Source organism: Microbacterium fluminis (genome assembly GCF_051549805.1).
GTDB lineage: Bacteria > Actinomycetota > Actinomycetes > Actinomycetales > Microbacteriaceae > Microbacterium.
This window is the reverse complement of record NZ_CP196042.1, coordinates 1,640,430-1,652,792: the sequence shown is the minus strand read 5'-3', so window position 1 is coordinate 1,652,792 and position 12,363 is coordinate 1,640,430. Positions and strand designations below refer to the sequence as shown.

12 protein-coding genes are annotated in these 12,363 nt (G+C 69.6%); 3 read left to right on the top strand and 9 right to left on the bottom strand.

Annotated elements, in window-relative coordinates:
- Nucleotides 1-80 precede the first annotated feature (80 nt).
- The gene (locus ACSJDX_RS07855; RefSeq protein WP_438352136.1) at nucleotides 81-674 is read left to right on the top strand and encodes a hypothetical protein; all 594 of its coding nucleotides are present in this window, start codon (nucleotides 81-83) and stop codon (nucleotides 672-674) included.
- Between the two features lie 88 nt (nucleotides 675-762).
- Here ACSJDX_RS07855 and ACSJDX_RS07850 read toward each other — a convergent pair whose 3' ends face one another.
- Together ACSJDX_RS07850 and ACSJDX_RS07845 are read right to left on the bottom strand one after the other, a co-directional pair.
- Nucleotides 763-2,931, bottom strand: coding sequence for an ABC transporter ATP-binding protein (locus ACSJDX_RS07850; protein WP_438352135.1), 2,169 nt, complete (start codon nucleotides 2,929-2,931; stop codon nucleotides 763-765).
- Complete coding sequence (locus ACSJDX_RS07845; RefSeq protein WP_438352134.1) at nucleotides 2,928-4,655, bottom strand: ABC transporter ATP-binding protein; 1,728 nt, start codon at nucleotides 4,653-4,655, stop codon at nucleotides 2,928-2,930. Before ACSJDX_RS07845 ends, ACSJDX_RS07850 begins: the two co-directional genes overlap by 4 nt.
- Nucleotides 4,656-4,834: 179 nt before the next feature.
- Between ACSJDX_RS07845 and ACSJDX_RS07840 the strand changes: the two genes are divergently transcribed.
- Entirely contained in the window at nucleotides 4,835-5,185 is a 351-nt protein-coding gene (locus tag ACSJDX_RS07840) for a VOC family protein (RefSeq protein ID WP_438352133.1), read from the top strand.
- 41 nt (nucleotides 5,186-5,226) lie between these two features.
- Here ACSJDX_RS07840 and ACSJDX_RS07835 read toward each other — a convergent pair whose 3' ends face one another.
- Nucleotides 5,227-6,015 (bottom strand): potassium channel family protein, encoded by a 789-nt coding sequence (locus ACSJDX_RS07835; RefSeq protein WP_438352132.1) that lies wholly within the window; start codon nucleotides 6,013-6,015, stop codon nucleotides 5,227-5,229.
- Nucleotides 6,016-6,130: 115 nt separating this feature from the next.
- On the opposite strand from ACSJDX_RS07835, the gene ACSJDX_RS07830 reads away from it, so the two are divergent.
- A complete protein-coding gene (locus tag ACSJDX_RS07830) occupies nucleotides 6,131-7,498 on the top strand; it encodes a DUF2252 domain-containing protein (protein ID WP_438352131.1) in 1,368 nt (455 codons plus the stop codon).
- Nucleotides 7,499-7,507: 9 nt separating this feature from the next.
- On the opposite strand, the gene ACSJDX_RS07825 is transcribed toward ACSJDX_RS07830, so the two are convergent.
- The 6 genes from ACSJDX_RS07825 to dnaK form a co-directional block, all read right to left on the bottom strand.
- Nucleotides 7,508-7,912: a hypothetical protein gene (locus ACSJDX_RS07825; RefSeq protein ID WP_438352130.1), complete on the bottom strand. Its 405-nt coding sequence runs from the start codon at nucleotides 7,910-7,912 to the stop codon at nucleotides 7,508-7,510.
- Nucleotides 7,913-7,977: 65 nt separating this feature from the next.
- Nucleotides 7,978-8,193, bottom strand: a complete 216-nt coding sequence (locus ACSJDX_RS07820) for a hypothetical protein (RefSeq protein WP_438352129.1) — start codon at nucleotides 8,191-8,193, stop codon at nucleotides 7,978-7,980.
- 117 nt (nucleotides 8,194-8,310) lie between these two features.
- The gene (locus tag ACSJDX_RS07815) at nucleotides 8,311-8,694 is read right to left on the bottom strand and encodes a MerR family transcriptional regulator (protein WP_438354950.1); all 384 of its coding nucleotides are present in this window, start codon (nucleotides 8,692-8,694) and stop codon (nucleotides 8,311-8,313) included.
- 167 nt (nucleotides 8,695-8,861) lie between these two features.
- Nucleotides 8,862-9,851, bottom strand: a complete 990-nt coding sequence (locus ACSJDX_RS07810; RefSeq protein WP_438352128.1) for a DnaJ C-terminal domain-containing protein — start codon at nucleotides 9,849-9,851, stop codon at nucleotides 8,862-8,864.
- Between the two features lie 8 nt (nucleotides 9,852-9,859).
- Nucleotides 9,860-10,453, bottom strand: a complete 594-nt coding sequence (locus ACSJDX_RS07805) for a nucleotide exchange factor GrpE (RefSeq protein ID WP_438352127.1) — start codon at nucleotides 10,451-10,453, stop codon at nucleotides 9,860-9,862.
- A 1-nt stretch (nucleotide 10,454) separates the two neighbouring features.
- On the bottom strand, nucleotides 10,455-12,323 hold the full coding sequence (gene dnaK, locus ACSJDX_RS07800; RefSeq protein WP_438352126.1) for a molecular chaperone DnaK: 1,869 nt from the start codon (nucleotides 12,321-12,323) through the stop codon (nucleotides 10,455-10,457).
- Between the last annotated feature and the right edge of the window lie 40 nt (nucleotides 12,324-12,363).

Here is a 12,363-nt window from a genome sequence, read left to right as displayed (position 1 = left end):
CACCCTACCCGAGGGGGTTCGGTGGACCCGGGGGGACATCCCCCGGTCGGCGGGTCGTGGCATCCACGTATCGTGGACGCATGTCTCGACTGCAGGCCGATGCCGATCCGGCGCTCTGGGTGCCGGTGACCGAATCGCTCGGGCTGCGCGGCCGCCGCCACCGCAAGAAGGCGATCCGGATGTTGCTCACGCAGGCGAATCGCTCGATGGGCGCCGAGGAGCGGCCGGGCAGCGGCGTGGCGGCGTGGGCGGTGAGTCAGGCGGCGCCCTTCCTGATGCGCCGCGCCGCCGGACGTGTGCTCGTGTGGGTGTGGAAGTCCGACCCCGATCTGCTCGTGGCGATGGCGCAGGTGCAGGAGGCGACCCCGCAGCTGCGCACCGCACGGGCGATGATGCCGATCGAGTACGACGACACCGAGACGTTCCGCGGCACGTACCTCGGCGTCGGCGAGAAGCTGGCGATGCCGCTCCCCGCCGACGCGCGGACGCCGCCGTTCGCGACCTACACCTGGGATACCGGGGCGCAGTTCATCACCGTGACGGCGGTGTGCTCCGACCGCGAGCGCTTCGGCACGGTGATCGGAGCGGTGGATGCCCTGGCCCGCGGCCTGCGCATCGTCGACGATCTGACGATGGGCGAGGGCCCCACCGTGCTGCGCATCGACCCGTCCTGAGCCGCTGTGCCGTGGGGCACCTCGACCGGGACGACGGAGGGGACGGATGCCGCAGCATCCGTCCCCTCCGCGTCGTTTCGCGCGAGCGCTACGCCTCTCCGGGCCTGTCGCCCTCGGCCGCCGCCGGCGCGGTGCGCGTGGGCGGCGCCGAGACGCCCCCAGTCGGGACGGTGCCGGCCGCGACGGGGACGGTGCCGGTCGCCGTGCCCACCGGCACGGTGCCGGTCTCGGGGTTGGCGGCCCTCTCCAACGCCTCCGCCTCGGCGTCGAGATCGTGCGCGGCCTGCTCGAACTGCGACTGGTAGAGGCGCCAGTACGCGCCCTGCGCGGCGATGAGCTCGTCGTGCGAGCCCTTCTCGACGATGTCGCCGTGCTCCATCACGAGGATGAGGTCGGCGTCGCGGATGGTCGAGAGGCGGTGGGCGATCACGAACGAGGTGCGGCCCTCGCGCAGCGCCGCCATGGCGTGCTGCAGCAGCAGCTCGGTGCGGGTGTCGACCGATGACGTCGCCTCGTCGAGGATCAGCACCGACGGCTGCGCGACGAACGCGCGGGCGATCGTGATGAGCTGCTTCTCGCCGGCCGAGACGTTCGACGCGTCTTCGTCGAGCACGGTGTCGTAGCCGTCGGGCAGGGAGTGCACGAACTTGTCGACCCGCGTCGCGACCGCCGCCTCGACGATCTCGTCGTCGGTCGCCGACTCGCGGCCGTAGCGGATGTTGTCGCGGATCGTGCCGGCGAACAGCCACGGATCCTGCAGCACCATGCCGGTGCGCGAGCGCACGTCGTCGCGCGTGAGCTCGGCGATGTCCTGCCCGTCGAGCAGGATGCGGCCTCCGTCGAGCTCGTAGAACCGCATGATGAGATTCACCAGCGTCGTCTTGCCCGCGCCGGTCGGCCCCACGATCGCGACGGTCTGCCCGGGCTCGACCCGGAACGACAGGTCGGTGATGAGCGGGCGCTCGGGCGTGTAGGAGAACTGCACGTTCTCGAACTCGATGACACCGTCGCCGTCGATCGGCGCGGGGGCGTCGGCGTCATCCGGCTCCTGCTCGTCGGCGTCGAGGAGCTCGAACACGCGCTCGGCCGACGCCGTTCCGGACTGCACCACCGCCGCCATGCCGCCCAGCTCCGACAGCGGCTGGGTGAACTGCTGCGAGTACTGGATGAAGGCCTGCACGTCGCCGAGACGCAGATTGCCGCTCGCCACCATCAGGCCGCCGAGCACCGCGATGCCGACGTAGGTCAGATTGCCGATGAACATCATGCCGGGCATGATCATGCCCGACAGGAACTGCGCCTTGAAGCTCGCCTGGTACAGCTCCTCGTTCTCGGCCTGGAACTTCTCGCGCGAGTCCTTCTCGCGGCCGAACACCTTCACCAGCGCGTGGCCGGAGAACGACTCCTCGACGCGGGCGTTGAGGCGCCCGACCTTGCGCCACTGCACCCCGAACGCCTTCTGCGACTGCGGGCCGATGACTCCGAAGATCACGGCCATGAGGGGCAGCGAGACGAGGGCGACGAGGGCGAGCTGCCACGAGATCGTGAACATCATGATGAGCACGCCGACCACCGTGAGCACCGAGGTGACGACCGTGGAGAGCGACTGCTGCATCGTCTGGGTGATGTTGTCGATGTCGTTCGTGACCCGCGAGATCAGCTCTCCGCGCTGCACCTTGTCGAAGTACGACAGCGGCAGACGGTTGATCTTCGCCTCGACCGACTCGCGCAGACGCCACATGGTGCGCACCATGATCACGTTGATGACGTAGCCCTGGATCCAGTTGAGCAGCGACGATGCGACGTAGATCGCCAGCACCACGACGATGACCATGCGCAGGCGGTCGAAGTCGACACCCGCCCCGACGGAGAACTGGCTGAATCCGCCGACGATGTTGGCGAAGTCTGTCTGACCGCCCGCCTGGAAGGCGGCGACGACGTCGGCCTGCGAGGTGCCGGCCGGGAAGCTGGCGCCGAGCGTGCGCGAGATGACGCCCTCGAAGATGATGTTCGTGGCCTCGCCGAGCACCTTGGGGGCGACGACGGCCAGCACCACGCCGATCGCGCCGAGGATCGACACGAAGACGAAGGCGACGGCGGACGGCTTCAGGAGGCCGATGAGTCGCCCGAAGCTCTTGCCGAAGTTGTCGGCCTTGCCGGGCTTGACGCTGTCCCAGTCGCCCGAGGTCTGACGGGCCTGCTCGGCCAGCTCGAGCTCGAGGCGCTCCTCCTCGGAGAGGGTGTCGGGGGTGCTCATGCCTCCACCCCCAGCTGCGACTCGACGATCTCGCGGTAGGTCTCGCTCGTGGCGAGCAGCTCTTCGTGGGTGCCGAGGCCGACCATGTGGCCGTCTTCGAGCACGACGATGCGGTCGGCCTCGGTGATCGTGGAGACGCGCTGCGCGACCACGATCTTGGTCACCTCCGGCAGCTCTCGCCACAGCGCCTGCCTCAACCGCGCGTCGGTGGTGAGGTCGAGGGCCGAGAACGAGTCGTCGAAGACGAGCACGTCGGGCTGGTGCACGATCGCACGGGCGATCGCGAGGCGCTGACGCTGACCGCCCGACACGTTGGTGCCGCCCTGCGCGATGTGCGCGTCGAGCTGCCCCTCCATCTCTTGGACGAAGTCCTTGCCCTGCGCGATCTCGAGCGCCTTCCACAGCTCTTCGTCGGTCGCCTCCTCCCGGCCGAAGCGGAGGTTGGAGGCGATCGTGCCGGTGAACAGGAACGGGCGCTGCGGAACGAGCCCGATGCCCTGCCACAGCCGGTCGAGGTCGGCCTGGCGCACGTCGACGCCGCCGACGCGCACCTCTCCGCCGGTCACGTCGAACAGGCGCGGGATGAGCGAGACGAGCGTCGTCTTGCCCGATCCGGTCGATCCGACGATCGCCACGGTCTCGCCGCGCGCCGCCCCGAAGCTGATGCCCGAGAGCACGGGGGCGTCGGCGCCGGGATAGGTGAACTCGACCGCATCGAACTGCACGGTCCCCGGGTCGGAGAAGACGCTGACCGGGTTCTCGGGGCGGGTCAGCGTGGACTCGCTGGCGAGCACCTCGCTGATGCGCTCGGCCGACACGGCGGCGCGCGGGATCATGATCGTCATGAACGTCGCCATGAGCACGCCCATCAGGATCTGACCGACGTACTGCATGAAGGCGAAGAGCGTGCCGATCTCGACGTGGCCGGCGTCGACCTGGATGCCGCCGAACCAGATGACCCCCACGACGGTGACGTTGAGCACGAGCATCGCCAGCGGGAACATGAGCACGAACAGCGATCCGACCTTGCGGCCGACGACCATGATGTCGGTGTTGGCGGTGCGGAAGCGCTCCTCCTCGATGTCCTCCCGGACGAAGGCGCGGACGACGCGGACACCGGTGAGCTGCTCGCGCATGACCCGGTTGACGGCGTCGAGCTTGCCCTGGAAGCTGCGGAACAGCGGCACCATGCGGCTGATGATGACAGCGACGATCACGAGCAGCACCGGCACCGAGACCGCGATGAGCCAGCTGAGCCCCACATCCTGCTGCAGCGCCATGATGACGCCGCCGATGGCCAGGAGCGGCGCCGAGACGAGCATCGTGGCGCCCATCATCGCGAGCATCTGCACCTGCTGCACATCGTTGGTGTTGCGGGTGATGAGCGAGCCGGGGCCGAACTTCGAGACCTCGCGCTCGGAGAACGCGCTGACCTTCTCGTACACGTCGAGGCGGATGTCGCGACCCGCCGCCATCGCGGCGCGCGCGGCGAAGAAGGTGGCGATGATCGACGCGGCGATCTGCCCGAGGGAGATCATGAGCATGAAGCTGCCGGTCGACCAGATGTAGCCGGTGTCGCCGGTCGCCACGCCCTTGTCGATGATGTCGGCGTTGAGGCGGGGGAGGTACAGCGAGGCCATCGCCGAGATGAACTGGAAGAGGAGCACGCCGGCCAGCAGCCAGCGGAACTTCGACAGATAGCGGACGAGGAGCTTTCCGAGCACGGTGTTCTCCGATGTTGGGTTCTGCGCTCGCGAGAAGGGGCGTCGGGTCCCGGTCGAGCGCCTTTCAGGCTAACCGCAACCTCCGACACCGTGCCAATGGGTGCCGTACGCCCTGAGCGGAAACGATTCCCGCGCATGAACCGGGTGCCGACGTCGGATGCCGGTGGTAGGCCTGGGGCATGCCCACGCACAACCGCATCGACCTCATCGAGTTCCCCGCCGCCGATCCCGACGCCCTGGCACGCGCCCGCTCCTTCTACGAGCAGGCGTTCGGGTGGACGTTCACCGACTACGGCGCCTACGTCGACACGACCGACAGCGGCACCGCCGCCGGGATCAACGGTGTGCCGGGCGACACTCAGCAGAAGATGCCGCTCACCGTCATCTACGCCGACGACCTCGAGACCGCGCGCGACGCCGTGTCGGCCTCGGGCGGCACCGTTCTGCACGACATCTACCCGTTCCCCGGCGGTCGCCGCTTCCACTTCACCGATCCGGCCGGCAACGAGCTGGCCGTCTGGTCCGAATAGGCCGCGGGGTCCTCGCAGAGAGGGTGACGTTCCGGGGGCCCTCAGCCCGCGTCCGGGCGATCGTGCGCACCCGGAGACGTCGAGGCATCCGTCGCCGCCGACAGACGGCGAGCGGCGTCGGTCACCTGCGCCGCCAGTTCGCGCACCTGGGCGCGCGTCGCGGGCTCGTCATCGTCGTGTCCCTGCGCCGCACGCTCGATCACCCACGACGCGAGGGTCGCGGTGACGACGCCGACCACGGCCACACCGCCGCACATCAGCAGCACCGCCACCAGACGACCCCACACCGTGACCGGGTAGTGATCGCCGTAGCCGACCGTCGTGATGGTGACGAACGCCCACCACAGCGCGTCGCCGAAGTTCTCGATGTTCGCGCCCGCGTGTCCGCGTTCCGACTCGAGAACCGCGAGCGCGGCGATCCAGATGAGCACGGCCGCCGCGCCGGCGCCGTAGATGACGAGCCGGCTGCGCAGAGCGGTGCCGGCCGTCCGCTGCAGCACGTGCACGAGGGTGAGCGCCCGCAGCAGCCGCAGCGGCCGCAGCGCCGGAAGCACCACCACCGTGAGCTCGAACAGATGACGACGGAACCACACACCGCGCGGCTGCGCGAGGGTGAGTCGCACGAGGTAGTCGGCGAAGAACACCATCCAGGTGAACACCTCGACGCAGCGGGCGACGAGGTACGCCGGGCCCTGAAGATCCGCGATCACCTGCCACGAATACGCCACGATGAAGGCGACCGACACCGCGATCAGGGGCCAGTAGGTCACCGTGCGCCAGCGGTCCAGGGCCATGCGCTGACGACCGGTCCCGGCGTCCGGTGCGGTCATGGCGGCACTCTATGGCGCCCGCGGACGGAGAGTCGGATGCCTCGCGGGCGGGCCCGACCTCGGCGCGGGCAGGGAGTCCCCACCCGCGCGGGGCGCCGTGCGCCATGATGTGCAGATGAGCGACCCTGCCGTGCACAACGTGTTCGAAGACACCTGGACACCGCCGTTGAGCGTCCGCGCGCGCACCGAGGCGGGGCGCGATGCGCGACGTCGGGTTCCGCGCAGCACCCTGTCGCACCTCTCCGAGGGCGATCGCGACCCCCTCGGCATCCTCGAGCGCCAGAACGAGACGCGCGAACCCGACCTCGTGCCGTTGCGCATCGAGCGCATGTCGGCGAGCGCGTTCGCGTTCTACCGCGGCAGCGCGGCCCTGCAGGCGGCCGACCTCGCGCGCGACGCGCACAGCGGCATCCTGGTCCCCTCCTGCGGGGACGCGCACATCGCCAACTTCGGCTTCTACGCCTCGCCGCAGCGCACGCTCGTGTTCGACCTCAACGACTTCGACGAGGCCGCGTGGGCGCCGTGGGAGTGGGACGTGAAGCGCCTCGTGACGAGCATCGTGATCGGCGGGCAGGCCACGTCGCGCGACAAGGATGTGGTGAGGGATGCCGCCCTCGCCGCCGTGCGTACGTACGCGCGCGCGATGGCCGCCGGCGCCGCCCGCAGTCCGCTGCTGCGGTATTTCGAGCACTTCGACGTGAACGCGGTCGCGGCGAGCGCCGACAAGCAGACCCGGTCGGTGCTGAAAGAGGCGATGCGCGACGCGCAGCGCCGCACCGGCGACCGGGCGGCGAAGCGGCTCACCGAGGTCGACGAGCGCGGGCGGCTGGTGTTCGTGGAGCATCCGCCGACGATGGTGCACGCCGACGCGGCGACCGAGAGCCGGCTGCGGGTGAACGTGGAGAACTATCAGCGCACGGCGAGCGTCGACATCCGCCTCCTCCTCACCAACTACACGGTGTCGGATCTGGCGCGTCGGGTGGTCGGGGTCGGCAGCGTCGGAACCCTGTGCACGCTGGCGCTGATGCAGGACGGCGAGGGCAACGCCCTCATCCTGCAGGCGAAGGAGGCGGGTCGGAGCGTGCTCGAGGAGTACGGCGGCATCGCCCAGCCGCCGCAGTTCGACGAGTACGTCGACGAGTACGGGCAGGGCGGCCGCGTGGTGGCGATGCAGCGGATCCTGCAGGCGGTGTCCGACCCGTTCCTCGGACACCTGCGGGCGGTCCGCGGCGACTTCTACGTGCGGCAGTTCCACGACATGAAGGGCGGGATCGACGCCGAGGAGCTCGAGGACCGTCCGTTCCGCGCGTACGCCGAGGCGTGCGCGGCGACCCTCGCCCGGGCTCATTCGCAGTCGTCGAACGGCGCCACCGTCGCCGGCTACATCGGCAACGGCAGGGTCGTGGGCGAGGCGCTGCTGGAGTGGGCGTACGCCTACGCCGCGCTCTCCCGTCGCGACTTCGAGGCGTTCACCGCCGCCTGAGCCGGGGAATCAGGGATGGGCGGCGAGCCACTCCTTCGCGGTGCGGGCAGAGGTGCGCAGCAGCCACGAGTCGAGCACGAGCTCGCGCAGGCGGTCGACATCGATCGCGTCGAGGGGCACGAGCACGGCCGGGTATCCCTCGAAGTGCGGGATGTCGAACACGACGTCGGCGTAGGCGCCCAGCACCGCGGTCTTGCCGTCGAGCCCCTCGGTGCGCACGCCCACGACGACACCGCCGGGCCATGCGCGACCGAGGTCGGCGAGCTGGTCCAGGTCGCGCTGCGACGGACCCCGCTCCCAGACGAACAGCCCCTTGGCCGCCCGCCAGGCCACGCCGCCACGATGACCCTCGACGCCCTCCGCGCTGTCGGGCAGCTCGCGCACGATCGCGCGCACGTCGTCGAGGGTCGCCATCCGCCCAGTGTGCCGCGGCGGTATGCGTCACGGAAGAGCGGATGCCGCAGCATCCGCTCTGCGCGTCACTCGTCGCGGTCGCGCCGCCACATCCGTTCCGAGAGCGTCTGCACATCGCGGTCGAGGTGATCGAATCGCGTGTTCAAGGCGGATATCTCCGCGCGGACCCCGCCGACCTCGGCCCGGATGACTCGGCTCAGCATGGTCGTGACGAGCGTGAGCCCACCGAGCATCGCCGCGCTGAAGACCCCGATGAGAGTCCAGGCCTGCGGATCGGTCATATGCACTCCTTCAGTGTGACGCAATGAAGGAACGCTGTCACGACCGCGGGGCTCGTCCGAGCGGCGATCCCGAAGTTGGGGACAAGGGCGGCGCCTCGCCGTGTGGGGAGGAGCGGATCAGTCCTCGGCGTCGGACTCGGGCGACGGATGCCTCGGACGCCACAGCACGACCTCGGTCGCCCGCCGCACCCGCACGCCGTGACGCAGCGGCACGACCGAGCCGGCCGAGCCGGCGGCGAACACCCGGGCGCCCGGGCGCGACTGGCGTTCGGCCAGCAGCTGCCGCTCGAGATCGGTCACGCGGCGCGTGAGGGCGTGCACGTGCTCCTCGAGGGCGATCAGGCGGGCGATCGCGGGCAGGCTCATGCCCTCGCCCGACAGCCGCGACACCTCGCGCAGCTGCTCGACGTGACGCGTCGAGTACCGCCGCGACCCGCCCTGCGTGCGCGCGGGCACGACCAGTCCGAGCCGGTCGTACTGCCGCAGCGTCTGCGGGTGCATGTTCGACAGCTCGGCCGCCACCGCTATGGCGAAGATCGGGGCGTCCTCGTCGATGTCGTCCGTCACGTGCGCTCACCTCCTCGTCCCGTCCTCATGATTTCGTCTGCGCCCTTCCGAGGCTCACGCCTCGCCGAGCAGCGGAAAGACGCAGACGGAACATGGATGCCTCAGCCCCGCGCCTTGCTCATCAGCTCGGAGCGCGGGTTCTCCTTGGGCTGCAGCTCCTGGAAGCGCTCGAGCGCCGCGCGGGCCTCGTCGTCGAGGTGCGACGGCACGGCCACCTGCACCTCGGCGAGCAGGTCGCCGGTGCCCTTGGTGGATGCCACGCCCCGCCCCTTGACCCGCAGCACGCGGCCCGACGGGGTGCCGGGAGCCACCCGAAGCTTGACGGGGTCGCCGCCGAGCGTGGGCACCTCGATGGTGGCGCCGAGCGCGGCCTCGGTGAAGGTGACCGGCACGGTGACCCGCAGGTTGAGCCCGTCGCGCGTGAAGACCGGGTGCGGGCGCACCGTGATCTGCACCACGATGTCGCCGGTCTCGCCGCCGTCGGGCGACGGCCGGCCGCGTCCGCGGAGGCGGATCTTCTGCCCGTCCGACACCCCCGCGGGGATCTTCACCTTGAACGGCTTGCCGTCCTCGCCCTGCAGGGTGATGGTCTCGCCCTTGGTGGCGGTGAGGAAGTCGATCGTGGTGCGCGCGGTCATGTCGGCGCCGCGCGTCGGACCGCCGTAGCCGCGGAATCCTCCGGTCGGCTGGCCGAAGCCGCCCGACCCGAATCGCCCGCCGTTCTGCTGGTTGAACATCGAGAAGATGTCGTCGAAGTCCTCGGCCGTCTGGTAACGGGTGCGACCCTGGCCGAACTGGCTGAACACGTCCTCGAACCCGCCGGCACCCGGGCCGCCCGCCTGGAAGCGGGCACCCGAGCCCATGGCGCGGATCTGGTCGTACTCGGTGCGCTGCTCGGGGTCGGACAGCACGGCGTACGCCTCGCTGATCTCCTTGAACGTGGCCTCGGCCGCGGCATCCCCCTGATTGGAATCGGGGTGGTACTTGCGCGCGAGCTTGCGGTACGTCTTCTTGAGGTCGGCTTCGCTGACATCCTTGGCGACGCCGAGCACTTTGTAGAAGTCCTTGTCGAACCAGTCCTGACTGGCCATGCGTCCTCCTACTCGGCCGGCACGGCGACCACGACCTTCGCCGGACGCAGTTCGATGGAGCCCAGACGATACCCCGTCTCGACCACCTCGAGCACGGTCGACTCGGTCGCGCCGGGTGTGGGCACCTGGAAGATGGCCTCGTGCTGCTGCGGGTCGAAGACCTCGCCGGCGACGCCGTACTTCTCCACGCCGAGCTTCTCGGCCACGCCGCGCACCTTCTCGGCGATCGCGGCGAACGGGGTGCCCTCGGGCAGGTCGCCGTGCTTCTCGGCGCGGTCGAGGTCATCGAGCACCGGCAGCAGCGCGGTGGCCGCGCGCCCCTGGGCGCGCTCCGCCTCGATCTGCCGCTGCTCCTCGGTGCGCCGGCGGTAGTTGGCGTACTCCGCCGTCAGGCGCTTGAGGTCGACGAGCAGGGTGTCCTCGGCGGCGGCGATCTTCGCGTCGTCGGCCGCCGCGGCGTCCTCTGACTGCACCGCGCCGAGGATGTCGTCGATCGTCAGCTCGTCGCCCTCCGAGGGGACGGATGCCGCAGCATCCGTCCCCTCGTCGGCCGGCCGAACCTCGTCGTCGCCCTTCGGCTCTTCGAAGTTCTTGTCGGCCATGTCAGCTCTTCTTCTCGTCCTCGTCGTCGACGACCTCGGCGTCGATGACGTCCTCCTCGGGGTTGGGCGTCTCGCCGTTGCCCGGCTGACCCACGTTGGGGTCGGCCTGCTCGCCGGCGGCCTGCGAGGAGGCGTAGATGGCCTCGCCGAGCTTGCCCTGGCTCGCGTTGAGCTTGTCGAACGCGGCCTTGACCGCGTCGTCGTCGTCACCGGCGAGCGCCGTCTTCAGCGCGTCGACGTCGCCCTGCACCTCGGCCTTGACCTCGGCGGGGAGCTTGTCGTCGTTGTCCTTGATCAGCTTGTCGATCGAGTACGACAGGGTCTCGGCCTGGTTGCGGGTCTCGGCGGAGTCGCGACGCTTCTTGTCCTCAGCGGCGTGCTCCTCGGCCTCCCGCACCATGCGCTCGATGTCGTCCTTGGGCAGCGACGAGCCGCCGGTGATCGTCATCGACTGCTCCTTGCCGGTGCCCTTGTCCTTCGCCGAGACGTGCACGATGCCGTTGGCGTCGATGTCGAAGGTGACCTCGACCTGCGGGATGCCGCGCGGAGCCGGCGCGATGCCGGTGAGCTCGAACGTGCCCAGCGGCTTGTTGTCGCGGGTGAAGTCGCGCTCGCCCTGGAAGACCTGGATCGCGACCGACGGCTGGTTGTCGTCGGCAGTGGTGAAGGTCTCGGACCGCTTGGTCGGGATGGCCGTGTTGCGCTCGATGAGCTTGGTCATGATGCCGCCCTTGGTCTCGATGCCGAGGCTGAGGGGGGTGACGTCGATGAGCAGCACGTCCTTGCGCTCGCCGCGCAGCACGCCGGCCTGCAGGGCGGCGCCCACGGCGACGACCTCGTCCGGGTTGACGCCCTTGTTGGCGTCCTTGCCGGTCTCGCGCTTGACGAGCTCGGCGACCGCGGGCATGCGGGTCGAGCCGCCGACGAGCACGACGTGGTCGATGTCGCCGACCTTGATGCCGGCTTCGCGGATGACGTCCTCGAACGGCTTCTTGGTGCGGTCGAGGAGGTCCTTCGTGAGGTCCTCGAACTTGGCGCGCGTGATCGTCTCGCTGAGCGACACGGGGCCGGACTCGGTGAGCGACAGGTACGGCAGGTTCACGCTCGTCGACATGGAGCTGGAGAGCTCCTTCTTCGCCTGCTCGGCCGCCTCCTTGAGACGCTGCAGAGCGATCTTGTCGCCCGAGACATCCACGCCGGTGGTGTCCTTGAACTGCTTGATGAAGTACTCGACGAGACGCTGGTCCCAGTCGTCGCCGCCGAGGCGGTTGTCACCGGCGGTCGAGCGCACCTGGATGGTGGAGAAGTCGTCGTCCTTGCCCACCTCGAGCAGCGAGACGTCGAACGTTCCGCCACCGAGGTCGAAGACGAGGATGAGCTCGTCCTCCTTGCCCTTGTCGAGGCCGTAGGCCAGTGCCGCCGCGGTCGGCTCGTTGATGATGCGGAGCACGTTCAGCCCCGCGACCTCGCCGGCCTCCTTCGTGGCCTGGCGCTCGGCGTCGTTGAAGTAGGCGGGGACGGTGATGACGGCATCCGTCACCGAGTCGCCCAGGTACTCCTCGGCGTCGTGCTTGAGCTTGCCGAGGATGCGCGCCGAGATCTCCTGCGGCGTGTACTTCTTGCTGTCGACGTCGAACGTCCAGTTCGTGCCCATGTGGCGCTTGACGCTGGCCACGGTGCGGTCGACGTTGGTGACGGCCTGGCGCTTGGCGGTCTCGCCGACGAGCACCTCGCCGTCCTTGGTGAACGCGACCACCGACGGGGTGGTGCGGAAACCCTCGGCGTTGGCGATGACCTTGGGCTCGCCGCCCTCGAGGACGCTGACGACGGAGTTCGTCGTACCCAGGTCGAATCCGACTGCACGTGGCATGTTCTCTCCTTTGTTGTGGGAAGTCGTGGGTCCGGTCCAC